Origin of the sequence: Marinobacter aromaticivorans (genome assembly GCF_002806975.1) — a bacterium.
Lineage (GTDB): Bacteria > Pseudomonadota > Gammaproteobacteria > Pseudomonadales > Oleiphilaceae > Marinobacter > Marinobacter aromaticivorans.
Window position 1 is genome coordinate 55,190 of record NZ_NIHD01000002.1, and the last position, 22,953, is coordinate 78,142.

General features: G+C 58.1%; 26 protein-coding genes. 11 read left to right on the forward strand and 15 right to left on the reverse strand.

Translation table 11 applies throughout. The features are described 5' to 3' along the window. Window positions 1–18: 18 nt before the first annotated feature. Both CDH48_RS03055 and CDH48_RS03060 read right to left on the reverse strand, forming a co-directional pair. Window positions 19–657: a DUF3306 domain-containing protein gene (locus CDH48_RS03055; protein WP_100687263.1), complete on the reverse strand. Its 639-nt coding sequence runs from the start codon at window positions 655–657 to the stop codon at window positions 19–21. Next, window positions 657–1,247 (reverse strand): DUF3305 domain-containing protein, encoded by a 591-nt coding sequence (locus tag CDH48_RS03060; RefSeq protein ID WP_264754751.1) that lies wholly within the window; start codon window positions 1,245–1,247, stop codon window positions 657–659. The genes CDH48_RS03055 and CDH48_RS03060 overlap by 1 nt, the downstream gene beginning before the upstream one ends. Before the next feature lie 234 nt (window positions 1,248–1,481). Between CDH48_RS03060 and CDH48_RS03065 the strand changes: the two genes are divergently transcribed. Genes CDH48_RS03065 through CDH48_RS03080 form a run of 4 tightly spaced genes read left to right on the forward strand, consistent with a single transcriptional unit; the run spans window position 1,482 to window position 5,399 of the window. Continuing rightward, the gene (locus CDH48_RS03065) at window positions 1,482–3,359 is read left to right on the forward strand and encodes a 4Fe-4S binding protein (RefSeq protein WP_227520918.1); all 1,878 of its coding nucleotides are present in this window, start codon (window positions 1,482–1,484) and stop codon (window positions 3,357–3,359) included. 17 nt (window positions 3,360–3,376) lie between these two features. Continuing rightward, complete coding sequence (locus CDH48_RS03070; RefSeq protein WP_100687266.1) at window positions 3,377–4,225, forward strand: Mrp/NBP35 family ATP-binding protein; 849 nt, start codon at window positions 3,377–3,379, stop codon at window positions 4,223–4,225. Then, window positions 4,222–4,926 (forward strand): biotin/lipoate--protein ligase family protein, encoded by a 705-nt coding sequence (locus CDH48_RS03075; RefSeq protein ID WP_100687267.1) that lies wholly within the window; start codon window positions 4,222–4,224, stop codon window positions 4,924–4,926. The genes CDH48_RS03070 and CDH48_RS03075 overlap by 4 nt, the downstream gene beginning before the upstream one ends. Further along, window positions 4,923–5,399 (forward strand): DUF6505 family protein, encoded by a 477-nt coding sequence (locus CDH48_RS03080; RefSeq protein ID WP_100687268.1) that lies wholly within the window; start codon window positions 4,923–4,925, stop codon window positions 5,397–5,399. Before CDH48_RS03075 ends, CDH48_RS03080 begins: the two co-directional genes overlap by 4 nt. Here the strand turns inward: CDH48_RS03080 and CDH48_RS03085 are convergent, their stop codons facing one another. The 7 genes from CDH48_RS03085 to CDH48_RS03115 all read right to left on the reverse strand — a co-directional run bounded on the left by CDH48_RS03085 (window position 5,400) and on the right by CDH48_RS03115 (window position 10,957). Beyond that, window positions 5,400–6,647, reverse strand: coding sequence for a molybdopterin-binding protein (locus CDH48_RS03085; protein ID WP_100687269.1), 1,248 nt, complete (start codon window positions 6,645–6,647; stop codon window positions 5,400–5,402). It abuts the gene before it with no gap. After that, a complete protein-coding gene (gene mobB / locus CDH48_RS03090; RefSeq protein ID WP_100687270.1) occupies window positions 6,644–7,165 on the reverse strand; it encodes a molybdopterin-guanine dinucleotide biosynthesis protein B in 522 nt (173 codons plus the stop codon). The genes CDH48_RS03085 and mobB overlap by 4 nt, the downstream gene beginning before the upstream one ends. Then, entirely contained in the window at window positions 7,162–7,749 is a 588-nt protein-coding gene (gene mobA, locus CDH48_RS03095) for a molybdenum cofactor guanylyltransferase MobA (RefSeq protein ID WP_100687271.1), read from the reverse strand. Before mobA ends, mobB begins: the two co-directional genes overlap by 4 nt. Beyond that, window positions 7,742–8,611 carry a formate dehydrogenase accessory sulfurtransferase FdhD gene (locus CDH48_RS03100; RefSeq protein WP_100687272.1) on the reverse strand — a complete coding sequence of 290 codons (870 nt, stop codon included), beginning with the start codon at window positions 8,609–8,611 and terminating at the stop codon, window positions 7,742–7,744. The genes mobA and CDH48_RS03100 overlap by 8 nt, the downstream gene beginning before the upstream one ends. Before the next feature lie 65 nt (window positions 8,612–8,676). Next, window positions 8,677–9,486, reverse strand: coding sequence for a substrate-binding domain-containing protein (locus tag CDH48_RS03105; protein ID WP_100687273.1), 810 nt, complete (start codon window positions 9,484–9,486; stop codon window positions 8,677–8,679). A gap of 32 nt (window positions 9,487–9,518) precedes the next feature. After that, on the reverse strand, window positions 9,519–10,262 hold the full coding sequence (locus CDH48_RS03110) for an ATP-binding cassette domain-containing protein (protein WP_100687274.1): 744 nt from the start codon (window positions 10,260–10,262) through the stop codon (window positions 9,519–9,521). Further along, window positions 10,259–10,957, reverse strand: coding sequence for an ABC transporter permease (locus CDH48_RS03115; RefSeq protein WP_100687275.1), 699 nt, complete (start codon window positions 10,955–10,957; stop codon window positions 10,259–10,261). The genes CDH48_RS03110 and CDH48_RS03115 overlap by 4 nt, the downstream gene beginning before the upstream one ends. A gap of 117 nt (window positions 10,958–11,074) precedes the next feature. Between CDH48_RS03115 and CDH48_RS03120 the strand changes: the two genes are divergently transcribed. Beyond that, window positions 11,075–11,959: a helix-turn-helix transcriptional regulator gene (locus tag CDH48_RS03120; protein WP_100687276.1), complete on the forward strand. Its 885-nt coding sequence runs from the start codon at window positions 11,075–11,077 to the stop codon at window positions 11,957–11,959. A gap of 34 nt (window positions 11,960–11,993) precedes the next feature. Next, window positions 11,994–13,118 (forward strand): putative sulfate/molybdate transporter, encoded by a 1,125-nt coding sequence (locus tag CDH48_RS03125; RefSeq protein WP_100687277.1) that lies wholly within the window; start codon window positions 11,994–11,996, stop codon window positions 13,116–13,118. Window positions 13,119–13,176: 58 nt separating this feature from the next. Here CDH48_RS03125 and trxA read toward each other — a convergent pair whose 3' ends face one another. Then, window positions 13,177–13,503 carry a thioredoxin TrxA gene (gene trxA / locus CDH48_RS03130; RefSeq protein WP_100687646.1) on the reverse strand — a complete coding sequence of 109 codons (327 nt, stop codon included), beginning with the start codon at window positions 13,501–13,503 and terminating at the stop codon, window positions 13,177–13,179. A gap of 310 nt (window positions 13,504–13,813) precedes the next feature. On the opposite strand from trxA, the gene ppx reads away from it, so the two are divergent. Then, the gene (gene ppx, locus CDH48_RS03135; protein ID WP_100687278.1) at window positions 13,814–15,340 is read left to right on the forward strand and encodes an exopolyphosphatase; all 1,527 of its coding nucleotides are present in this window, start codon (window positions 13,814–13,816) and stop codon (window positions 15,338–15,340) included. Between the two features lie 24 nt (window positions 15,341–15,364). Here ppx and CDH48_RS03140 read toward each other — a convergent pair whose 3' ends face one another. Further along, a complete protein-coding gene (locus CDH48_RS03140) occupies window positions 15,365–17,341 on the reverse strand; it encodes an ATP-binding cassette domain-containing protein (protein WP_100687279.1) in 1,977 nt (658 codons plus the stop codon). A gap of 46 nt (window positions 17,342–17,387) precedes the next feature. On the opposite strand from CDH48_RS03140, the gene CDH48_RS03145 reads away from it, so the two are divergent. From CDH48_RS03145 to CDH48_RS03155, 3 genes are all read left to right on the forward strand, one after another. Further along, complete coding sequence (locus CDH48_RS03145) at window positions 17,388–17,945, forward strand: DUF2390 domain-containing protein (RefSeq protein ID WP_100687280.1); 558 nt, start codon at window positions 17,388–17,390, stop codon at window positions 17,943–17,945. Next, window positions 17,942–18,325 carry a DUF4124 domain-containing protein gene (locus CDH48_RS03150; protein WP_100687281.1) on the forward strand — a complete coding sequence of 128 codons (384 nt, stop codon included), beginning with the start codon at window positions 17,942–17,944 and terminating at the stop codon, window positions 18,323–18,325. Before CDH48_RS03145 ends, CDH48_RS03150 begins: the two co-directional genes overlap by 4 nt. 145 nt (window positions 18,326–18,470) lie before the next feature. Then, a complete protein-coding gene (locus tag CDH48_RS03155; RefSeq protein ID WP_100687282.1) occupies window positions 18,471–19,211 on the forward strand; it encodes an FKBP-type peptidyl-prolyl cis-trans isomerase in 741 nt (246 codons plus the stop codon). 93 nt (window positions 19,212–19,304) lie between these two features. Here CDH48_RS03155 and rsd read toward each other — a convergent pair whose 3' ends face one another. Together rsd and CDH48_RS03165 are read right to left on the reverse strand one after the other, a co-directional pair. After that, window positions 19,305–19,784: a sigma D regulator gene (gene rsd, locus CDH48_RS03160; protein ID WP_100687283.1), complete on the reverse strand. Its 480-nt coding sequence runs from the start codon at window positions 19,782–19,784 to the stop codon at window positions 19,305–19,307. Window positions 19,785–19,886: 102 nt separating this feature from the next. Further along, window positions 19,887–20,393 carry a disulfide bond formation protein B gene (locus tag CDH48_RS03165; RefSeq protein WP_100687284.1) on the reverse strand — a complete coding sequence of 169 codons (507 nt, stop codon included), beginning with the start codon at window positions 20,391–20,393 and terminating at the stop codon, window positions 19,887–19,889. Window positions 20,394–20,507: 114 nt separating this feature from the next. On the opposite strand from CDH48_RS03165, the gene CDH48_RS03170 reads away from it, so the two are divergent. Beyond that, on the forward strand, window positions 20,508–20,945 hold the full coding sequence (locus tag CDH48_RS03170; protein WP_100687285.1) for a flagellar basal body-associated FliL family protein: 438 nt from the start codon (window positions 20,508–20,510) through the stop codon (window positions 20,943–20,945). A gap of 27 nt (window positions 20,946–20,972) precedes the next feature. Here CDH48_RS03170 and rmf read toward each other — a convergent pair whose 3' ends face one another. Both rmf and gshA read right to left on the reverse strand, forming a co-directional pair. Next, the gene (gene rmf / locus CDH48_RS03175; RefSeq protein WP_100687286.1) at window positions 20,973–21,200 is read right to left on the reverse strand and encodes a ribosome modulation factor; all 228 of its coding nucleotides are present in this window, start codon (window positions 21,198–21,200) and stop codon (window positions 20,973–20,975) included. 140 nt (window positions 21,201–21,340) lie between these two features. Further along, on the reverse strand, window positions 21,341–22,894 hold the full coding sequence (gene gshA, locus CDH48_RS03180; RefSeq protein ID WP_100687287.1) for a glutamate--cysteine ligase: 1,554 nt from the start codon (window positions 22,892–22,894) through the stop codon (window positions 21,341–21,343). Window positions 22,895–22,953: the final 59 nt, after the last annotated feature.

Genomic DNA, 22,953 nt, shown 5'->3' on the forward strand with positions numbered 1-22,953 from the left:
TAGCCAAAACGCATTCGGCTAATCGTCAAAACGCATCCGGGGTCGGAAGCGGGGTGTTTGGTCCTCATCCGATTGATTCAGTTCGCTTTCCACATGGCGTGTTACCTGTCGTGTTACAGAAAGCTCCGATTGATCCGATGCATCACCCGCTGCAAGGGAAGCGCCTGATCGGGGGGGTTCGGCGACCTCCGGAGGCCTGACATGCTCCACAATGTTGCCAGGTTCTTCGGTCTGGCCCTCAATCTGCCCTTCGGCCTTTTTGGCTCTGTCAAGGAAACCCTGCCCGACCTTGTAAAGAGTCTTTGCGCCTTTTACCGTGGTGCCGGCGTCCGTGAAATCCTCATCGTAGTCATTAAGGCCATCCAGCACCGCAAGCACAGGGTTGGATTTCCATAGCGCCCGGAGAGCCTTGCGTCGCAGGAGGTCGGGAATCTCTTTTCGCATGAACCCGGTGATGTCGGTGCCCAGCTCAATGGTATCCGGATCGGGCAACCCGTACTTCTCAAGCACTTCATGCTCCGGCAAGGTCTCATTGACCGCGAGTTCCTGCGCTTCTGGCGATGACTCGGATTCAACAGCCGGAGGAGTCGGGGACTCCTGTTTCCTGGCAGCTTCTGCCTTTTGACGCGCCCAACGCTGTAGACGTGACTCGGCCATCACTGAAGCCTCGGTTTTTTGATGTTGGCGGGAGCGCGGTAGACATCACTGTCCTGGCGGATGCGCGGATCGCCTTTCGCGTCTTCGGTGCCATCAACACGGATCTCGTCTCGACGGCGTTTCTTGAACGGCTCTTCTATATAGTGCATGTCGATAAACTCCTTGATCCAGGCCGCAAGGGATTCTGGAATGGGAACCGCCTCAACAAGACTTTCACCGCTATCGAGCGCATCCAGTGCCTCATGGGCGCTGGCGGTAACGGTGCTGACCACCCACCCGGATGGTGACTGGCTCGTGACATCTCTGTCCATGATGACCCAGACCGAAGGCGCCGCCATATTCAGGGATACCAGGTAGCCCTCGACATCCGCGCGGAACAACTCCATCGTGACCGTGCCCGCGTGATAGTCGATCACCTCTCCCTCGCGAACCATTTCTTTCCAGAAGGCTTCCGGCGCCCCCGGTATCACAGCCACCGGTTTCCAGATATCCCGTACCCAACGAGTCACTCCAGGTGACCGGCGAACAACGGCGCCTACCTGTAATTCGCGTCTCCAATGATCTGTCCGGCTACTCATGGCAATTCTCATTGTTATCTTATAGCCTCAAAATAGCAGGGCTCCAACGATTATCCAACTGTCCAAAAGTAAATGGCTGTGGCATGCTCGATTGATGAACCTGCTGCATGCACGTACAAAAACAACGAAAGAGTCGAACTCCTGATGACGGCATACAAGACCCTACTTTTGTGTAGTTGTGACAAAACACAGTCTTTCGACCCGAAGGCGCTGCAGAAAGCCGCCGCAGCTGCACAGGTGATCGCAGTGGATCAACTGTGCGGCACGGAACTGAGCGTCGCCGCTGAACATCTGGGCGCAGACAATGAAGTGCTTATTGCGTGCAGCCAGCAGTCGGCTTTGTTCGAACGCTTGTCCGAGGACCTATACGCCGAGAACAGGCACGCTGCGCCTTTCCATACTATTGATATTCGGGACAGGGCTGGCTGGAGCGCTCCCGATGCCAGGCCGGAGCGCCAGCATGCCAAGCAGGCCGCGCTGATTGCTGCTGCCCAGTTGCCGGCCCCCATGGCACCGACGAAAACCATTCAATCCAGCGGCGTCTGCTGTATTGTCGGCCCCACCGAGCAGGCCATCAGAATGGCCGAACTGGTTCAGGATGAGTTGGGCGTCACCTGTATTGTTAATGATGCCGGCCCGATTCAACTGCCCTCTGCTGCTTACGATGTTGCCAAGGGGCAGCTGACGAGTGCCTACGGCGCGCTTGGCAACTTCAAGCTGGAATTTGCCAACCTGCAAACCCTGAATCCGGCCGGACGGGGTGAGCTGGGTTATGGCGCAGCAAAGCCCACCGCCCGCAGCGAATGCGATGTGTTTATCGACCTGCGAGGAGGCGCCCCGGCATTTCCGAGCCACGAGAAACGCAACGGCTATTTCTGGGCTGACCCGAAGAAGACCGGCGAACTGGAGCGTATTGCTTTGACGGCCCGGGAACGGGTGGGTGAATTCGAGAAAACCGTCTATTTCAGGCTGGAAGAATCCCTGTGTGCCCACTCCCGTGCCAGCAAGCCCGGTTGTACACGCTGCCTGGATGTCTGCTGCACCGAGGCCATTTTTTCTGCCGGGGATCATATCCAGATCGATTCGGATATTTGCGCCGGCTGCGGAGCTTGTACGGCCGTATGCCCCACATCCGCGATCACTATGAACGAAACCTCGTTCGAAGCAATCACCAAAGTGGCGGAGGTGATGGCCAGGGTCTATCGGGAACATACCAGCGAATCTCCGCGCCTGGTGTTCCACACCCTGGGTGCGGGTGCCGAAGCCATAGCCTACCTGGCGCGATACGATGACGGATTGGCGGACGATCTGCTTCCGATTGGGCTGGAGCACATTGACCGGGTTGGCCATGCTGAAATAATGGCGGCATTCGGCGCCGGCTATGCCGAGGTTCTGATTCTGGCAGACAACAAGCTGGATGAACGCATGGTGGCTGCGGAAGTTGAACTGGCCCAGGCCCTGCTTCAGGGCACCCACAACTCGCCGAGCCGGGTGCGGGTTATTTCCGCCATTGAGCTCTGTAATCCGGGCGACAATACCGGGCGCGTGAGCGAACCGGTGCTGCTGGTCGGTGGTCGCCGTGACATCACACGGGTAACCGTTGCCGCCATGTCCGACACAATCGACGAGCCGATTCCGCTCCCTGCCGGCGCCCCTTATGGTGCGATAGAGATTGATTCCGATAAATGCACGCTTTGCCTGGCCTGCGTATCACTGTGCCCGACCGGCGCCCTTGGCGATCACGGAGGCCGGCCGGAGGTTCAGTTTACGGAAAATGCCTGCGTTCAGTGCGGCATCTGTGACAGCACCTGCCCCGAAACGGCCATCACCCTGAAACCTCAGCTGGATGTGTCCAAAGCTGCGCTAAGCCCCCGGGTTCTGCATGGCGAGGAGCCTTTCGAGTGCATTACATGTGGCACTCCGTTTGGTGTTGCCAGCACCATTAACCGAATCATCGAGAAGCTGGAAAACCAGCACTGGATGTACAAGAATTCTGACAATGTTCAGCTCATCAAGATGTGTGACGACTGCCGGGTCAAGGCCCAGTTCCACGGGGAAAGCGCGCCTATGGCGGGCGGCGACAGGCCTCGGGTCCGCACCAGTGATGACTATCTGGACAGCTGAAAACAACGGGACACACCATGGTCGAGTACACCGAAGTTGGTAAAAAACCGAATCTGATTGGAACGGACGCCCCCCGGCCTCAGGACAAAAATCCCAGAGGCGTTGATCGCATCATCGCCATTGCTTCAGGCAAGGGTGGCGTTGGCAAATCCACAGTGTCGTCCAATCTGGCCGTTGCGCTGGCCTCGAAAGGTCTCAAGGTTGGTTTGCTGGACGCCGACGTTTACGGCCCCAGCCAGCCCCGCATGCTGGGTGTGTCCGGCCGCCCTTCCAGCCCGGATGGAAGTACCATTCTGCCGCTGAGAAACCATGGGGTTACGTTGATGTCCCTGGGGCTTATGGCGCCGGAAGATGAAGCCATTGTCTGGCGCGGGCCCATGTTGATGGGTGCGCTGCAACAGATGATGAACCAAGTGGAGTGGGGGCGGCTCGATGTGCTGCTGGTGGATCTGCCGCCGGGTACCGGCGATGTTCAGATGACCCTGAGCCAGAAATTTTTCGTTGCCGGTGCGGTTGTGGTCTCAACACCCCAGGACATAGCGTTGATGGACGCCCGTAAGGGTATTGATATGTTCAAGCGTATGGACGTGCCACTGTTTGGTTTGATCGAAAACATGGCCTCCTTCATCTGCGATGGTTGCGGTAAAGAGCACCATCCGTTCGGACATGGTGGTGCGCGGGCGGAAGCCGAAAAACTGGGTGCGCCTTTCCTCGGGGAGATTCCGCTGGATCTCGATATCCGAATCGGTTCGGACGGTGGCGTCCCGATTGTGGTATCCAAGCCTGACAGCCCTCAGGCGCAGGCTTTCCAGCGTATCGCCGATGAAATCGTTGCCTCCGACGTATACGCCCGGGCTGTCCAATGATCGAGTCACCCCTGTTTCCACCATTACTGACCGGAGAAGTGGTGCCGAGGCATACCGACCCTTTTGACAAGGCGGTCAGCCGGGCCATCGCGGGTGTTGATTCAGGCACGGTGTTCTACTCCGAGGCGGACGACGCCTTGCGCGCAGCTCTGGTGCTGGCGCCGGAAACGCCTCTGGAAGAGGCCGTTCAGGCGGTATACGTTGCCCAGATAGGCCTTGCCGAGAGTCTGGGCGCCCTGGCTCCACCCGAAGTGCCGGTGCACTTTCAATGGCCGGATCGAATCAAGGTCAATGGTGCTCTGTGCGGCAGCGTTCGGTTCGCAGCGGATGTTTCGGACCCCAAGGCGCACCCAAACTGGCTGGTCATCGGCATCAGCGTGCCTTTCTGCCAGGACGTCAACGAGCCTGGAGAGAATCCGAATGAGACCTGTCTGTACGAGGAAGGCTGCGTTGATATTACGCCCATGGCCTTGCTGGAGAGCTGGTCCAAGCACACGCTCCTGTGGCTGACCTATTTTATGGACAGTGGCTTTGAGCGGGTGCACAACGACTGGCGGCCACGCTGCGACACGCTGGGCAAGATGGTCGAGCGCCCCCGGCCGGGCATCTTTGTTGGCCTGGATGAAAAAGGCCGGATGCTGTTGCGTCAGGATGTCATGACCGAAACAGTGAGCCTGATTGAATTCGCGGAGCACGTATGAAGCTGGCCAGAACCTTGCAACTGGATATATCGGACGAAAATGTATTCGAAAAGCCTGCGCCCAGCGGCGAATGGGCGATCTCCGGCGGCTTCGAGTTTTCCAACTGGACCGAAGCGGACCTGAAAGGGAAAGCCCGCCAGGCGTTCAGTAATGGCTGGTATAGCATTGAGTCTGGCGGTCGTGCCAGTTTCGTTGGCGTATGCAATATCACCCACGCGGAACTGGAGCAGTTACGTAGAACCCTCGCACAAACGTTTGTCGACCACTATGGCGCGCCGGATTTCGAAGCTGCTTACCCGGTTGCCTGTGAGGAGATCGACCAGATGCGCAGCATGTGTGAGGACTTCGAGGACAACACACTGCTGATGGTCAGCCGCACGCTGACCGAGCTGGGCGTTGAGGAAACCTACCGCTCCCAGGCGCCGCAGGATGCCTCACTCGAGGCATTTGCGGTCCATGGCAGCGTAGATTGATTACAACCCGAAACTGCCGTAGGGAATAAACCTTACAGGGGTTCCCGGCTCGATTTGCATGGCGGCCTCATCCAGCTCCACCAGACCATCGGACCAGGCCAGGCCGGTCACCCGCCCGGAGCCTTCGGAACCGAATACCTCAACCTGCCCTTCCCGGATCCGGGCCCGCAGCATCTCGCTGCGCCCCGGTTTTTTGTTCTTCGAAAAGTTTGCCGGCACAAGATAACCCTGGGGCTCGAACCACTCACCCCCGGCCAATAACGCCATTGCCGGTGCGCCAAACCGCAGGGCACAAACCCAGGCGGCCACCGGGTTGCCCGGCAAGCCCACTACCGGCGTTCCATGGAACATGGCCAGAGCGAGAGGCCGCCCCGGCTTGATAGCAATACGCCAGTTACTGATCTCCCCGTGCTCTTTCAACGTTTCAGAAACACGGTCTTCGTCACCGGCAGACACGCCACCGCTGGTCAGGATAAGATCGCACTCTTCCGCTCCTCGCAGCAGCGCGGCTTTCACCTCTTCCGGGCGGTCAAGCACATGGCCAAGGTCAACCAACTCATAGCCAAGCTGTGTGACCAGAGCACCCAGCATTGGGCGATTGGCGTCGTAGATCTGCCAATCGGTAACCGGAGCACCAACCGGCTTTACCTCATCACCGGTAGAAAGAACCCCGACCCGCAGCCGCTTATACACATCGACTGACTCGACCCCCACACTGGCGAGCACTGAAATCTGGGTCGGGCTCAGACAGGTTCCTGCAGTAAGAATCCTGTCCTGCACCTTGATGTCTTCACCGGCTTTACGGGCATTGGCGCCGGCTTTCAAGGTGCCGTTCAGGTGCAACTGGCCATCCTTGACTTCGCAGTCTTCCTCCAGGACGACCGTATCCGTGCCGGCCGGAATGACCGCGCCGGTCAGAATCCGTATGGCATGGCCCTCCGGCACCCGCCCCATATACGGTTCCCCGGCGGCGCTGCGGCCATCCACCAGAGGCAGGATGCTGGGCACGACCGTCAGAGGCCCGGCAAAAGCATAGCCATCGACCGCGGAATTATCACTTGGGGGATGGGCTCGCGGCGCATGGACGTCACTCGCCAGAATGCGGCCATTGACCTGGGCCAGAGGAACGGAGCGCTGCACATCAACGACTGGGTGCAAGCGCGAGCGCAGCCGCTCCAGCGCCTCTTCGACCGGTGTCCAGTTAACTCCGGGGGGGAGTGCAAAACAGTCGTTGCGAAGCATACTCATAGTTCTTTCGCTCCCGGTGCTGTCGTCGATGATTTTTCACGGTTCAGAATAAAGTCTGCAATGGCGGGCACATCGTTTACGTCAAGGACGGGGCCCTGAAAATCGGCAGCGTAATCCGCGGCGACAGCCACAATGCTGGCGTCTTCTTTAAAAAGGGGCGTACCCGGGCTTTCCCGGCGGTGTACCTCGATTTTGGGGTGCGAGTGTGTCTTGAATCCCTCCACCACAACCCAGTCACAGGGGCCCAGCCGGTCCAGCAGTGCATCCAGCGTCGGCTCTTTGTCGCCCCTGAGCTCATGCATAATTGCGAAACGCTGACCGCCCGCCAGTATGACCTCACGGGCGCCGGCATCACGGTGTTTGTAGCTGTCGGTGCCGGGCTGATCCACATCGACCATGTGATGGGCATGCTTGATTGAATTGACCGTAAACCCTCTGCTGGATAACTCGCGAATCACTGCACAGGCCAGAGTCGTTTTTCCCGAATTCTTCCAGCCTACAATGCCTATAACGTTCACTTGAGATGCCGCTCCGCCCAGGCCAGATCCTCTGGCGTATTGATGTTGAAAAAATCGCCTTCGTCGAACACCACCAGTGTTTCGCCCTGGGCTTGCGTCCACTGCCGGATTTTGCGTACACCATCGTTCAGGGCGGCCCGAAGATCATCCCGCAACGCCACCTGCCATCGGCCAAAGGTGGGTTGAGGTAACCGACCACGGACGGGGTCCGGCGTGGCCGCCAGGACTACCGGGGTATCATGCCTGGCCAGGCGCTCCGCCAGGTCCAGGGGAAAAAACGGGGTGTCGGCGGCGACACTGATCAGCCATTCGTAACCCTGTTCGGCGGCCCAGTCCATTCCCGCCAGAACACCCGCCAGCGGGCCCGGAAAGTCACCGATCGAGTCGGCGACCACGGGCAGCCTCAGATCATCAAAACGACTCATATCCCCGTTAGCATTCAAAACCAGCGCGTCTACCTGTGGCGTGATCCGCTCAATCACTCTCTGGATCAGCGACTGATCGCCCAGCACTAACCGCCCCTTGTCGCCTCCGCCCATCCGGTTTGCCTGGCCACCGGCCAGAATAACGGCGCATTCAGCCATGTTCCGCCCCCTTTCGCCGCATTTTCTTGTCTTCATCCGGTACCTGCGACAAGTCCTGATCAAACACCAGACGATGCTGGCCGCTCAGGCAGGTGAATTTTTTACCTCGCATCCGCCCGATCAGTGTCAACCCCACCTGACGGGCAATATCGACACCCCAGGCGGTAAAGCCTGACCGGCTGATCAGGGTCGGAATACCCATTAGCGAGGTTTTGATGACCATTTCGGAGGTCAGGCGCCCGGTGGTATAGAGAACCTTGTCGGCCGCGGGAATGCCATTAAGATGCATCCAGCCTGCGATTTTGTCCACCGCGTTGTGACGCCCCACATCTTCCATATAGGCCAGGATCTGTCGGCCCTGGCACAGGGCCGTGCCGTGAATGGCGCCGGTTTCCATATACAGGCTGGGTGTGTGGTTGATCTGGTAGGAGAGATCGTAAAAAGTACTGGTGTGCACCGGGGTGTCCGGCAGCGACAACCCTTCGAGCCCCGCCATCATGTCGCCAAAGACCGTGCCCACGGCGCAGCCCGACGTGCGGGTTTTCTTTTCCAGCTTGTCCTCCACATCGGTAACGCCCGCCGTGCGCACCACGGCGACCTCAAGCTCTTCATCAAAATCGATCCCGGTAATCCGATCGCTCTCTTTCAGCATGCCCTGGTTCAGCAAAAAGCCGAGCGCCAGATACTCCGGGTGATCGCCGATGGTCATGGCCGTGACAATTTCCTGGCTGTTCAGGTAGATGGTCAGAGGGCGTTCTTCGATCACGCTGGTTGATTTGCCCTGGCCGTTTTCATCAACACCCTCCACCACACGGGACAGACGCGGGTCTTTGGGATCTGGAAGTATGAGATCAATCGTCATTTTTGTTATAGCCGTCTCAGGGACGGCGCCGAATGGAATGTATACCGATAATGCCAGAGATTAGCCTATTTGGCATTCGGGAAAAACAGCTGCTGTCCGTTCACCTTGAAGTCCGCAATCGCCTGCTGGCCATCTTCGGAGAGCAGCCAGTTGTGCCACTTCCGGGCCAGATCATGCTTGAGGTGCGGATGCTTCTCTTCAGACATCAGCAAGCTGCCATACTGGTTGAATAACACTTCGTCACCTTCGAAAAGCAGAGTCAGGTTCTGACGGTTTCCAAAGGCCACCCAGGTGGCGCGGTCCGACATGACGTAGGCATCCATGGCTGCGGCAGTGTTGAGCGTTGGCCCCATGCCGCTGCCGAGTTCGCGGTACCAGTCGCCATCGGGGTCATCAACGCCCGCGTTCTTCCAGAGTCGCAGCTCAGCGCGGTTGGTGCCGCTGTCATCGCCACGTGACGCGAACGGCGCCTCGGCATCGGCGATCGCCGCGAAGGCTTCAGCGGCGCTCTGCGCTTCACGGATGTTGGCAGGGTCATCAGCGGGGCCAATCAACACGAAGTCGTTGTACATGACATCGGCCCGCTCGGTGGCGAAGCCGTTCTCGACAAAACGCTTTTCGCCGGCAGTGTCGTGTACCAGAAGGCTGTCAGCGTCACCGCGGCGGGCGATTTCAAATGCCTGGCCCGTGCCCACGGCCACCACTCGAACCTGGATACCTGTGGTGTCTTTGAACTTCGGCAAAATGGATGCGAATAACCCCGAATTCTCGGTCGATGTGGTGGATGCCAGGGTAATGTAGTCCTCGGCACACGCGGCGAATGCCATGCCCATGCTGACCACACCCGCGAGTAACAGATTTAGCGCCTTTTTCATCTTGTTTTCTCCTTTTTTATAGAAAAGCCGAATTATTCGACCAGTTCTCCTGCGATATACGCCTGCGCCTCCCGCGAGACGGGCCTGTCAAAGAAAATTTCAGCTGGAGTGTGTTCACGCACCTTACCGCCCGACAGGAAAAGTATATCCCCTGCCAGCCGCTTTGCCTGATGCAGATCGTGAGTGGTCATCACAATGCGGGTTCCCCGCTGATGAAACTCTTGCACCGCCGCCTCCACAGCTTTAATCGCCGCCGGGTCCAGCGCGGAGGTGGGCTCATCCAGAAACAGCACCTGCGGCGAGAGCACCCAGGCCCGGGCCAGAGCCAGGCGCTGTTGCTCACCGCCAGAAAGTACCCGCGCAGGTGTATTACAGCAGGCGGTGAGACCGAAACGCTCCAGCGCATCGTGAGCCAGCTTTACGCGCGCTCTGCGCGGCACGTTATTGACCGCCAGGGCGTGAATAAGGTTGGCAACGGCCGAGCGGCGCAAGAGCACGGGGTGCTGAAATACCATTGCCTGGCGGGGGCAAACCTCACCTGACCAGGTTATGCGCCCCTGTGTCGGGAACAGCAGGCCGTGGGACAGCCGCAACAGAAGACTCTTACCGGCGCCGTTAGGCCCCATCACAAGCGTGGGACCGGGGCCCTGCAGGGTGAACGAGCACGGCCCCAGCAGCACCTTGTCCTCGTGGCTGAAGGTGACATCAGCAAAGCACAGCTCCGGTGGCGGAGACAGGATGAACGACGCGAGCTGTGGAACGTGGAAGGAAGTCACCCTACCCGCCTCCTGGTCAATTCACCCACCAGGTACGCACCGGCGTTAATCAGCATCACCAGTGTGAGCAGTACAATGCCCAGACCCAGTGCAAGAGGCAGGTTCCCCTTGCCGGTTTCCAGTACGATGGATGTGGTCATTACCCGCGTAACCCCATCAATGTTGCCGCCTACCATCATCACAGCACCCACCTCGGCACTGGCGCGGCCAAAGCCGGCAAGCAGAACGGTTAACAGCGCAAAGCGCGCATCCCACAACAGGGTGGGCATCATGCGTGAGCTTGACATGCCCAGTGAAACAAACTGTTCCCGGTATTCACCCAGAAGCTCCTCTACCTTCTGCCGCGACAGTGCGGCCAGAATCGGCAATACCAGCACCACCTGCGCAAGTATCATGGCGCCGGGTGTAAACAACAGCCCCCACTCTCCCAGCGGGCCCGCGCGCGAAAGCAGCAAATACACCACAAGCCCCGCCACCACCGGAGGCAGGCCCATCAGGGCGTTGAGCACGACAGTCATTCCGCCGCGCCCGGGGAAGCGCCATATCGCCACCGCCGCACCCAAAGGGAAACCCAGCAACGCCGCAATCAGTACCGCGAGAAGCGAAACCTGGAGTGAGAGTGCCACGATCTGAAACAGCGAAGCGTCGAGATTTAACAGTAGCGTCAACGCCACGTAAAACGCATTATTTTCCACAGCTGCGTCTCCTTGATATTGAGCATCCTCGCGTTTATGGCTACGCTTTGCACAATCTGTTGAAAAATATGCAGCTCAGAACAGTCTTGTGCTTTATTCGCCCTGCAGGAGAGATTGATGCCCCTTCCCGCCTACCTCACCACGGCTGAAGCTGCCCAGTACCTGCGCCTGAAAGAACGCAAGGTCTACGACCTGGTCAGTCAGGGCGTTATTCCCTGTGTGCGGGTAACAGGGAAGCTCTTGTTTCCACGCCAGCGTATTGATTTGTGGCTGATGAATCATCTGGAAGGTGACGATGCGGTGAGCTCGCCCATTCCCCCGGTTCTGGCAGGCAGCCAGGATCCGTTGCTGGAATGGGCGTTAAAGGAAAGCGGCGCTGAGCTGGCTTTGTTGTGTCAGGGAAGTGGGGATGGCGTACAAAGGCTGGTGGACGGCCGGGCCATGCTCGCAGGCATGCATATCTGGCATGCTGAAAGCCAGAGCTACAACGACCCAGATACGCTGGGCCTGAGCGGGATGCGCGACCTGGTGCTGATTCGCTGGGCAAAGCGCCAGCAGGGGCTCCTGTTGGCGGCCGGTAATCCACATGGGATTGAACGGCTTGAGGATATCGCACGCCCCGGCATACGTGTTGCCCATCGCCAGCCGGACGCGGGCGTCAGCCATTTACTGCAAAGCTTGCTGGCTCGCCATCGCATTGATGCCCAACAACTTACATGGGCACCTCACCCATCACTCAGTGAGGACGATCTGGCTTTGGCCATCCGCCAGGGCGAGGCGGACATCGGTGTAGGGATCGAAGCTGCCGCGCGGCGCCAGGGGTTGGCTTTTATTCCCCTGCAACAGGAGCACTTTGATCTTGCGATGCGCCGGCGTCATTATTTTGAATCGGCGATGCAACGTTTGCTGGCATTTGCCCGTAGCGAGCGCTTTATACAGCGCGCCGAAGCGCTCAGTGGTTACGACATCAGTGAGCTGGGGAAAGTCGTCTATAATGCTTGAACAGCACCAATAACAACAAACAGGCGGATAAATCATGCCTTCCGTGCAAAAAAAACTGATGAGGGATGCCAGCGGCGCCCTGGGTGATCTTGGCACCCTGATTCCGCTGGGTCTCGGGGCTGTCGGGCTGGCGGGCCTGGCACCGCTACCGGTGCTGCTGGGGTTTGCCATATTCTACATTGCAACGGGGCTGTATTACCGCCTGCCGGTACCGGTGCAGCCCATGAAAGCGGTTGCGGCATTGTTGCTGACCACCCAGGTGAGCTCCCAGAGCCTGGTCGCCAGTGGTGTTCTGATCGGGGGCATATTGTTGCTTCTGGGCCTGACCGGATGGATTAACGGGGCAGCCCGTCTGATACCTCGCTCCGTGTTAAGTGGCCTTCAGCTGGGTCTGGGGCTGATGCTGGCACAGATGAGCATCGGCCTGATGGCCACGGCCCTGCCCCTGGGTATTGTCACTCTGGCGTTACTGGGTATTACCCTGAAGCTGTTTCCGCATTGGCCGGCAGCGTTGATCGGCCTTATCGGCTCTGTTGCACTGGGTAGTTTTCTGGGGGCTCAGGGGCTCGTGCTTCCCGCTGCCGACTCGCTTGCAGTTTTATTGCCTGAATTACCAGGTTTTGAAGATTGGCAGCAAGGGCTCTCAACGCTGGTCTTACCCCAGCTGGCTCTGACACTTACCAACGCCATCGTTCTGACGGCACTGGTGGTAGGGGATTACTTCGGCGAGCAATCCCAACGCGTTACGCCCGCCCGGTTATCGGTGTCCACCGGCCTGGCCAATCTTTTTCTGGTTCCCCTCGGCGCTTTGCCCATGTGCCATGGCGCAGGTGGCGTCGCGGCACATCACCGCTTTGGCGCCCGTACCGGTATGGCGCCGATTCTGCTGGGAACAGGTTTGCTCCTGATTGCTTTCGTGCCAGGCGGGCTTGCAATGATTGCGGCAATTCCGATGGCAGGCCTCGGGGCGCTGTTGTTCGTGGCGGCAGCCGAACTTGCCTTGTCCAGGCGCCTGTGGACGGCGAAACCCTCCTGTTGGCCTGTTATCGCCATAACAGCCGTGGTAACCGTGTGGGCTGACCCGTTTTTCGGGCTTCTGGCCGGAGTGGCGTCAGAGACAGTTCGGGCGGCCTGGTTGCGCAGACGAAAGTTTGCTTAGACAAAAAAACCGCCCAGGAGCATGGCCCCGGGGCGGTTTTCAGGCAATCAGGATGCAGTCAGAGGTTGCTGTCCAGGAATGCCGCAAGCTGGGATTTGGACAGGGCGCCCACCTTGGTGGCGTCGACGTTGCCGTTTTTGAACAGCATCAGCGTCGGGATGCCACGGATGTTGAACTTGGGCGGGGTCTGCTCGTTTTCGTCAATGTTGAGTTTGCAGACTTTCAGTTTGCCTTCGTATTCGTCAGCGATTTCTTCCAGTACGGGCGCAATCATTTTGCAGGGGCCGCACCACTCCGCCCAGTAATCCACCAGTACCGGAACGTCCGACTGAAGTACATCCTGTTCGAAGGATGCGTCCGTTACATTTACGATATTTCCACTCATTTCATTTTCCTGGTTCATGCACGACAGCAGGCCTGCGGCAGTTACACCGGTGCCTGCATGTGCAGTTGACTGTTGCTGAAGGCCGCTCTTGTCTGGGAGGCAGCCGTTCACCCCCATCACGCTAGCGCCTACTTTACGCGATTGGTCCCGCGTATGTGAAGCAGTAGATACACCAGCTTGAAACCGCAATCTTCTGACCCCGGTCAATTCGGCCACCTATCTGTTATTGTCAAAGTCGGGCATTGACTGACATACCCCGGGGTTATCGCTTATAGTACGCGCACGCTCTCAGCACAGGATTCTGATCAACGTGACGGCCACCTCTTCTGCCGACAATACTGCCGCTGCACCGGATATGCTTGCAGCCATCGATATGGGCTCAAACAGCTTTCATATGGTTGTGGCCCGGCTGGTGCAGGGTGAAATCCGCACCATGGAAAAGATGGGCGAGAAGGTTCAGCTGGGCGACGGCCTTGATGCAGAGAACTACCTTACCGAAGAGGCCCAGCAGCGCGGCCTTGACTGCCTGCGGCGATTTGCCCAGCGCCTTAACGGTACACCGCCTGAAGGCGTACAGATCGTAGGCACCAATGCGCTCAGGGTGGCTCGTAATGCCAATGAGTTTATCGCGCGGGCGGAGGAGGTGCTTGGCTATCCCGTGGAGGTCATTGCCGGGCGGGAGGAAGCGCGTCTGATCTATCTGGGGGTTTCCCACACGCTTTCTGATGATGCCGGGCGGCGCCTGGTGATTGATATTGGTGGTGGCAGCACGGAGCTGATTATCGGCGAGCGGTTTGAGCCACAGGAGCTGGAAAGCCTGCACATGGGCTGCGTGTCTTTCCGTAACCGGTATTTTGCCGATGGCCGCATTACCCGCAAACAGATGGACAAGGCGATTATTCATGCCGAACAGGAGCTTCTGAGCCTCCAGCGGCGCTTCCGCTCCGTGGGCTGGCACAGCGCTGTGGGGGCGTCAGGCTCTATCAAGGCCGTCAGTAATCTGCTGGCAACCCTCAAGATTACCGATGGCACGATCACCTGGAGTGCCATGGATGAACTGCGCCGACGCCTTATCGCCATGGGGAGCGTGGAAAAACTGGCGGAACTGGGTTTGCGCCCGGATCGGCAGACCATCTTCCCTGCCGGTTTCGCCATTCTGATGGGGGCGTTCCAGTCTCTGAACATCCAGGATATGACCTTTACCGAAGGCGCACTCAGGGAAGGTCTTTTGTACGGTATTGTCGGGCGGATTCAGCATGAGGATGTGCGGGAACGCAGCATATCGGCTTTGCAAGAACGCTATCACGTGGATCAAAGCCAGGGCGCAGCGGTGGAGGCTACTGCGATTGCCGCCTGGGAACAGATTGCCGGCCCCTGGGACCTGGACACGGTTGCCGATGAGGAAGTTTTACGCTGGGCCTGCCGGCTGCACGAAATCGGTCTCACCATATCCCACAGCCAGTATCATAAGCACGGCGCCTACTTGCTCCGGTACTCCGATATGGCGGGCTTTACGCAGCAGGCGCAACAGGAACTGGCCGCCCTGGTGCGGGGCCACAGGCGCAAATTCACGCCTTCTATCTTTGACGGCATTCACTCCGGTGATGTGGAGCGCGTGCGGCGCCTCTGCGTTCTGGTGCGCCTTGCGGTACTGATCCAGCATTCCAGGAACCTTGAGCCACCACCGGCATTTACCCTGGAGCCAAGAGAAAATGGTCTTTTGCTGACGTTTCCCGAAGGCTGGTTTGATGAGCGCCCGTTGACTCTTGCCGATCTGATCAACGAGCAGGACTACCTTGCGAGGCAGAACATTGTGCTCGAGCTGGCCGGGGGCTAACGTGCCAGCCAAAGACTAAAGACACTAGTCCGCCAGCTCTGCTTCCATGGCCTCTACTGTTTCACTGACATCCAGCCATTCCGCTTCTGCATCCTCCAGCCTGGCTTTTGCCTCAGACTGCCTGCCCAGCAGTTCTTTTAACCGGTTTTTCGATTCATCGTTGTACAAGCCGGGGTCGGCAAGCTCGGCTTCCAGGCCGCTCAGAGTTTCATGCAAGGACTCCATCTGTTTTTCCAGGGTCGCCTGTTTCTTGCGGTACGGACTCAGCTTCTGCCTCAGAGCAGCTTCCGCCCGTTTGCGTGCCTTCCTGTCTTCAGCACTCTCCCCCACCGCAGCCTCTGATTCCAGCGCTGCTGTGTTAACGCCGTTTCTGGCGCCGGTCGGCTGGCGCCTTGGTGCCTCGGTATCGTCTTTTCGACGATCTGCCAGCCAGCGCTCGTAATCCTCAAGGTCGCCCTGGTATTCGGTAACGCCACCATCATTGACCAGCCAGAACTCATCCACAGTATTCCTCAGCAGGTGCCTGTCGTGGGAGACCACCACAATAGCACCCTCGAAGTTCTGTAGTGCCATGGTCAAAGCCTGGCGCATTTCCAGATCTAGATGGTTGGTCGGTTCGTCCAGCAACAGAAGATTGGGCTTTTGCCAGGCAATGACAGCCAGGGCTACCCGGGCCTTTTCGCCTCCCGAAAACGAGCGGATGGCGCTTAAAGCCTCGTCGCCATGAAAATCGAAACCGCCCAGGAAATTGCGAATGCTCTGCTCCGAAGCCCGGGGGGCCAAACGCTGCAGGTGCAGGAAAGGGCTGGCATCGAGATCCAGGGATTCCAGCTGGTGCTGGGCAAAGTAACCGATTGCCAGGTTCTCGCCACAGGTTCGCTCACCTGCAATAAGCGTGCTTGCTTCACCGTGCTCACCAGGCCCAAGCAGCGCATCCATAAGGGTGGATTTGCCCGCACCGTTTGGCCCCAGCAGGCCTACACGGCTGCCCGGCAAAAGTGTCAGATTGATGTTGTCGAGAATAACCGTGTCACCATGCCCGGCCCGGCCATGGCGGATGGACAGCAACGGGCTGGACACTTTGTCGGCCATGGGAAATTCGAAGCTGAACGGTGAATCAATATGGGCAGGGGCAATCTTTTCCATCCGTTCCAGCGCTTTCACCCGGCTCTGGGCCTGACGGGCTTTCGTGGCCTTTGCCTTGAAACGATCTATAAAACGCTGGATTTCCGCGATTCTTGCCTGCTGACGCTCGAAGCCTGCCTGCTGCTGTGCCAGCCGTTCGCTGCGCTGGCCTTCAAAGGCGGAGTAGTTGCCCGTGTAAAGCTCCAGTTTACGGTTATCAAAGTGCACCACATGGGTGGCCACCCGATCCATAAAGTCCCGGTCATGGGATATAAACAGCAGAGTACCCCCGTAGCGGCGCAACCAGTTTTCCAGCCACAGGCAGGCATCAAGATCCAGGTGGTTGGTGGGCTCATCCAGAAGCAGCAGGTCTGAAGGTCGCATCAATGCCTGCGCAAGGTTCAGCCGGATGCGCCAGCCACCGGAAAACGCCGATACAGGCCGGTCTGCGTCGCTGTCCTGAAAACCCAGCCCGCGGAGCAGGGATTCGGCTCGCCGCGGCGCGGACCAGGCTTCGTGTACATCCAGTTCGCCGTGTATGTGTGCCACCGCGTTATCATCACCCCGGCTCTCGGCTTTCTGCAGTTCCTGCTCAAGCCGCCGCAGATCAGGATCGCCATCAAGAACAAAATCACGGGCGCTTCGCCCTGTTGCCTCGACTTCCTGGGCCATGTGGGCAATGCGGCAACCACCAGGGAGTGACACACTGCCCTGCTCCGGCGCCAGCTGACCCAGCAATAGCTGGAACAGGCTGGATTTGCCGGCACCATTGGCGCCCACGATTGCCACGCGCTGGCCCGTTTGCACAGTAAGAGTGACGGAATCTAGTAACCAGACGCCACCCCGTTGTAAACTGAGATCGGTTATCGTTAACATGCTGTTATATAATCATGGTGAAATTGTCAGGAACGGTTCAGCATTTATGCCATCCAACCCGGAAACCATTCCTGCTTTGGCGTTGGAATCCATGGTGTTGCCGGAAAATCTGGAGCCCGACAACCCGCTCTGGCGGTTCGCGCTGATATTCTGGCAGGACTCGCTGGCGCAGGAAACCTGTCTGGCCCTCCAGAACGAGGGCTGGAGCGTAACACGAATCCTGTGCGCCGGCTGGCTTGCGCTGAACGGCAGGATCTATTCCGGGTTTGAAGACGCTACGGTAACAGAGTGGCGCGATCGTGTAACCGGCAGTCTCCGCACGATTCGCCTGGCGATACCAAAGGCGCAGGCAGCATACAAAGCCCTGCGCTCCACCCTGGCCAGCCTGGAGCTGGAAGCAGAGCGCATAGAGCTGGCTCTGGCTTGGAGAAATCTGATGTCGCGCAACCCGGAGCACAGCAACATGGATGCAGGAGACACTTTGATACTGTCCAACCTTGCAGCTGCAGCACCAGCCGTTCATTCGGGCAAGGACACCACGCCGCTCCTGAACACCCTGGGCGACATTTTTTCCGCCCTTGATCCGGGAGACCAACCGGCATGATGATCAAATGGCTTGTCCGGCTCTCGTTTCCTGCTCTCGGTCTGCTGTTGTTGCTGATGTTTTTTGGCCTGAATGTTCCGGCCCCGGTCTCTGAACCGGTTGCCGAAGAAACCGAGCCGGAAATACCCGCGTTTGAGGGCCTGGTTCCCTCCCCGATTCCCACCGAAGGGCCGGAGATTGTTTTCAAATGGCAAGACACTGACGGCAACTGGCATTATGCGGACCAGCCGCCGGAACACGGCCCCTGGAACACTCTTGCCATTGAAAGGCCGGATAAAAACCAGTCACCTGCCAGGCTCAGCAACCCGGAAACCGACTGGCAGTCGCCCTACAGGGCGCCCTTTTCCCTCGGCCCAAGCGCCGGGCGTAACGGGAGTTGACCAGGTGTTTGCTACAGCAGGCCGATCTTTGCCGTCTTAACAGATGTTCAGTGGAATCTGCGCCCTGAACCCGTTACCTTTTGCCCCTGACAAACACATTACGTGGGCTGGGGCCCATTCCCTACTGACTCAAAAGGATGATGTAATGAAAAAAACGCTGCTTGCACTGGCGATCACCGGTTTGGTTGCCGGCTGCTCGACCCCCCCTGAAACCCCTGCGGATCCGGAACTGGACTCTACCAACCAGAAGGTCAGCTACGGCATGGGGCTGGTGCTGGGTGAGCGCATGGGCAACGACCTGCCAGACCTGCAAATGGATCAGTTTCTGCAAGGTATTCAGCACGGCCATGCCGGCGACGAGGCAAACCGTCGCATGAGCCGGGAAGAAATCCAGCAGGCCCTGATGGATTACCAGAAGACACTCCAGGAGGAGCAAGGCAAACAGATGGAAGAGCTGGCACAGAAAAACCTGGACGCCGGCGAAGCCTTCCTTGCCGAGAACGCCGAGCGCGACGGTGTTGAAACAACCGAATCCGGGCTCCAGTACGAAATCCTGGAAAAAGGCAATGGTGAGCAGCCTGACGCGACCGACACGGTGCAGGTGCACTACACCGGCGAACTTCTTTCCGGTGAGGTATTCGACAGCTCCCGCGAGCGCGGCGAGCCGGTAACCTTTGCCCTGAACCAGGTGATCCCCGGCTGGACCGAAGGCCTGCAGCTGATGAGTGAAGGTGCCCGCTACAAACTGTTCATTCCTTCAGACCTGGCCTATGGCCCCGGCGGTAACCGCGCGATCGGCCCGAACGAGACGCTGGTTTTTGATGTGGAGCTGCTGGCCATCAACCCGGGCAAAAATGAAAGTGAAGAAAACTCTGATTCCGAGTAAGGCCGTCAATCCATTTCAGCCCGCCTGAAATCGAAAAAGCCTCATCAGCGGTAACGCTGGATGAGGCTTTTTTTGTTTTATGCCAGCCTCAGATCAGGCTGATGCCACCTTGTCTGCATGCACATTGTGCAAATGCTCAATCAGGAAATCTTCCATCTCGAAGCGGCTTTCCAGAGTTTCACCCAAGCGGGAGAGCTGTTCAAAAAGTGCTTTCACATCATCTTCGGACAACTCGCTTCCATCCAGCTGATCATTGAAATTCAGGGCGACTTCTGTGGTTTGCTCAATCCGGGGATACAGCTTCGCCGCCAACTCCAGCCCGCCATCGTTGAATTCCCGGGCTTCCCGTACCAACTGCTCGTATATTTCAAAATGCCCGGTAGAAACGTAGTCCACCAGTGCTTCACACAGCCGCACGAATTTCTGCTTCAGGGCTTCGGTCTGGGAGAAGTCGCTTTCTCCGGATAAATCGCAGTAATGAACCAGCAACTCCTGACGATCCCTGAGCCAGCGATCAATGAGTTCGCTCACGCCACCCCAACGCTCCCTGGCATTTCGGCAATTTTCCAACATGACGCCTGTTCTCCACTTGATAATCCGGCTATTGAGCCCCGATGCTGATACTTATTAATTCCAGATCAAGTTACCCCAAGCCGACTGCCTGTCGCAACCGTTTCAGCCCGCTATCCAGCTTTTCGGCCTGCCCCGGTGGAAAAGCATGGTGAGCCCAAGAACAACCAGGACAGCGAAAAAGACAGCACTCCAGCCCGGGATACTCAAACCAAGAAAGCGCCAGACCACCGCCGCACAGTCCCCGGTGCCTTTGAGCGCAGTCGCCAGCACTTCGGATAAAGGCAACACCTCGAGCATATAATCCACCGAGGGGCCGCAGGCAGGCACCTGGTCAGCCGGCAGGCTCTGTAGCCAGAGCTGGCGACCCGCCATGCCCAGCCCGGCCCCCGCCGTGACCATCAGCAGCAAACCGTAAAGCCGTAACCCCAGGTCTCCCGGGCCATGCAAAGCCGCCAGAAGACTGATAAGGCCTACGCCCATAAAGCCAAAGCGCTGAAGCCAGCACAAAGGGCAGGGTTCAAGCCCCATTACATGCTCCATATAAAAAGCCACACCCAGCAAAGCCGCGCAGACCACAAATATGCAGGCAAAAATTACTCTTGCTTTCACAAAGTTACCTCGGTTTTCCCCAAATGCGTTGCCGGGCCTGCTATTCTCGTTTTATTCGGCAGGCACGCTGCTGATTTCGTCACTAAACCCTAAACCATCACTAACTGCAAGCATATGACACATCAGCCAAAATTTGCTTTGTTCGGTCTTATACTGCTGTTTGCACTGGCCCCTGCCGGCTGGGCGGAAGAAGCTCCCGATGAGGAAGTAACAGAGAAATCCGGGTTCACGGACTACATCGCCATGGATCCGGCATTCGTGACCCATGTGGGCGGCCCTGGTGGCAAACTTACCTATCTGAAAGCTTCAGTCAGCCTTCGTGCCTCGCAGAAGTCCACACGAGCCGCCGTGGATGCCCACATGCCAAGGCTGCGCCACGAACTTGTAATGCTGTTTGGTGAGCAGACAGATACAGACAAGCTGACCACTATGGATGGCCAGCAGGCGCTTCGGGAGGAAGCGAAATCAAGAATAAACGGGGTGCTGGAAGAACAGCACACCGGCGAAGCCATTACCGGCGTGCTGTTTACGGAGTTCGTGGTACAAAAGTAACGAAAAGCGGCTCAGAGACCGGAGACTTCAGGCAATCCGGGAAAACAGGTCATCACCCCGGTCATTCCGCGCGGCGGCTTCTTCCCGGACAGCTTCCTCTGCATCATCCCAGCCCGCTTCCCAGGCTGCCACGACCACCTCACCACGATAGGGGCAACGGGTTTTATCCATACCCATGGAAGCCGCCATATAACCCTGGCGATAGGCTTTGTTCAGCGTTTCAACGTCCCAGCCGAGTTTCATATCCCTGGCCATGTCACCTCTCCTTTCCCGATGTAACAGAAGTTAACACCGGCATCAGAAAGTAACAAATTTTTGTTCACCTTCTGTGAAGCAGGCCCGCAACGATTGTTAACTGAACAAGCCGGTGCAGCAAGCGGACAGACCTGCGCTCTTCAGGAACGCAGGTATCGTTCGAGAAAATCACTGAATGCCAGGGTGTCCGAGGCCTCAATCCGTTCCTGTTCTGCCAGAGATTCCCTGCTCGCCGCGGCAAAGGCTGCCTGCACCTCCGGGGCCAGACCCTCATAGCGGAGCACATTCTGGTGCTGCAGCGCCATCTCCATGCCCCAGTCCCGATGCCCCTGCCCGGAAGCCTGCATGGCCTGGATCACCCGCGCCGAGGGCACCTGGCTGTCTCCGGAAAGCACGCTTTGCTGCACGGACAGGGCGTTACGGTAAACCTCACCCCCATTAAAACCATCCAACACTTCTGCCAGCGGCTCAAGGCGGTCCAGTATTGCCCTGGCGGCGTCTGCAACGGGCGTACGCTTGCCGCCCTGGCAAAGTTCAAGCTCGCGATTGCGCCCCCTGGCGACAACATCCTTGTAGTTGTCATCCAGCATACTGCACTCCGCATCGTCGATTCGTGGCGACTCTGACAGCAAACAATCCAGCAGGAAGAGATCAAGGAAGTCCACCTGGGCTTCGCTGACACCGACCGGGGAGAAAGGATCCAGATCCAGGCAGCGCACCTCGATGTATTCCACACCACGGGATTCCAGCGCGTGAATCGGCTTCTCGCCGATCTGGGTGGTGCGTTTGGGACGGATTGCGCTGTAATACTCGTTTTCTATCTGCAGCACGTTGGTGTTGATCTGGATAAACTCGCCATTACGCTTCGTGCCAATAGCCTCATACGCGGGCCAGTTGGTATGAATGGCGCGGTCCAGCGTCTGGGTGTAGGTACTGAGTTTGTTGAAACAGATATTCAACGAGGACTGGGCATTGTTGTGATAACCCAGATCACCCATGCGCAACGAGGTGGCATGCTCACCAAACCAGCTACGCGCATCAAAACGGGTAAGTTCGTGACGCACACCCTCAACAAAACTCGCATCCAGGGCCGGCGAGGCGCCGAACAGCAGCATCAGCAACCAGCTTCTGCGACGGAAGTTGCGAATCAGCCAGAAATACTGGTCCGACTTGAAATCCTTCATGCTCTGCTGGTCGCCGAGCGCGCTTTTCCAGATTTCCCAGAAACTGTCCGGTAGCGACAGGTTGTAGTGAGTGCCGGCTATGCTTTGCATCATGCGGCCATATCGCACCGCCAGCCCCTGGCGGTACACATGCTTTAGCCGCCCGGTGTTGGAGGTGCCGTATTGGGCGATGGGGATACTGGCGTCGCCATCCAGCTCACAAGGCATGCTCGCCGGCCAGAAAACCTCGTCGCCCAGGTTCTGCTGCACGAAGCGATGGATGTTGCGCAGAGACTCAAGCATCTCCGCTGTGCTGCTGCACACTGGGGTTATCAGCTCGAGCAAAGCCTCGGAATAGTCCGTTGTGATTGACGGATGCGTAAGTGCGGAGCCCAGGGCCTCCGGATGCGGCGTTTGTGCAATAAAGCCGTTACGGTCAACGCGCAAACCTTCTTTCTCGACTCCTTTGAGAAACCCGCCCCAGTCGCTGGCGGCGAACTGACGAAAAACAGAATGCCGGGATTCGGCCATGATTGACTCCTGCTGCAACCGGCTGCGCCTTGTGGGCCTGCGCCGGTTGTTGGAAATAG

Bases quoted from the DNA above. Each gene is read 5' to 3' on its own strand.
- CDH48_RS03080 (WP_100687268.1), top strand. From the start codon at position 4,923: ATGAAGCTGGCCAGAACCTTGCAACTGGATATATCGGACGAAAATGTA.
- mobA (WP_100687271.1), bottom strand. From the start codon at position 7,749: ATGGCTGAATGCGCCGTTATTCTGGCCGGTGGCCAGGCAAACCGGATG.
- CDH48_RS03075 (WP_100687267.1), top strand. From the start codon at position 4,222: ATGATCGAGTCACCCCTGTTTCCACCATTACTGACCGGAGAAGTGGTG.
- CDH48_RS03070 (WP_100687266.1), top strand. From the start codon at position 3,377: ATGGTCGAGTACACCGAAGTTGGTAAAAAACCGAATCTGATTGGAACG.
- CDH48_RS03140 (WP_100687279.1), bottom strand. From the start codon at position 17,341: ATGTTAACGATAACCGATCTCAGTTTACAACGGGGTGGCGTCTGGTTA.
- CDH48_RS03125 (WP_100687277.1), top strand. From the start codon at position 11,994: ATGCCTTCCGTGCAAAAAAAACTGATGAGGGATGCCAGCGGCGCCCTG.
- CDH48_RS03055 (WP_100687263.1), bottom strand. From the start codon at position 657: ATGGCCGAGTCACGTCTACAGCGTTGGGCGCGTCAAAAGGCAGAAGCT.
- CDH48_RS03155 (WP_100687282.1), top strand. From the start codon at position 18,471: ATGAAAAAAACGCTGCTTGCACTGGCGATCACCGGTTTGGTTGCCGGC.
- CDH48_RS03150 (WP_100687281.1), top strand. From the start codon at position 17,942: ATGATGATCAAATGGCTTGTCCGGCTCTCGTTTCCTGCTCTCGGTCTG.
- CDH48_RS03145 (WP_100687280.1), top strand. From the start codon at position 17,388: ATGCCATCCAACCCGGAAACCATTCCTGCTTTGGCGTTGGAATCCATG.
- rmf (WP_100687286.1), bottom strand. From the start codon at position 21,200: ATGGCCAGGGATATGAAACTCGGCTGGGACGTTGAAACGCTGAACAAA.
- gshA (WP_100687287.1), bottom strand. From the start codon at position 22,894: ATGGCCGAATCCCGGCATTCTGTTTTTCGTCAGTTCGCCGCCAGCGAC.
- rsd (WP_100687283.1), bottom strand. From the start codon at position 19,784: ATGTTGGAAAATTGCCGAAATGCCAGGGAGCGTTGGGGTGGCGTGAGC.
- CDH48_RS03105 (WP_100687273.1), bottom strand. From the start codon at position 9,486: ATGAAAAAGGCGCTAAATCTGTTACTCGCGGGTGTGGTCAGCATGGGC.
- CDH48_RS03170 (WP_100687285.1), top strand. From the start codon at position 20,508: ATGACACATCAGCCAAAATTTGCTTTGTTCGGTCTTATACTGCTGTTT.
- CDH48_RS03085 (WP_100687269.1), bottom strand. From the start codon at position 6,647: ATGAGTATGCTTCGCAACGACTGTTTTGCACTCCCCCCCGGAGTTAAC.
- CDH48_RS03100 (WP_100687272.1), bottom strand. From the start codon at position 8,611: ATGACGATTGATCTCATACTTCCAGATCCCAAAGACCCGCGTCTGTCC.
- CDH48_RS03060 (WP_264754751.1), bottom strand. From the start codon at position 1,247: ATGAGAATTGCCATGAGTAGCCGGACAGATCATTGGAGACGCGAATTA.
- CDH48_RS03120 (WP_100687276.1), top strand. From the start codon at position 11,075: ATGCCCCTTCCCGCCTACCTCACCACGGCTGAAGCTGCCCAGTACCTG.
- trxA (WP_100687646.1), bottom strand. From the start codon at position 13,503: ATGAGTGGAAATATCGTAAATGTAACGGACGCATCCTTCGAACAGGAT.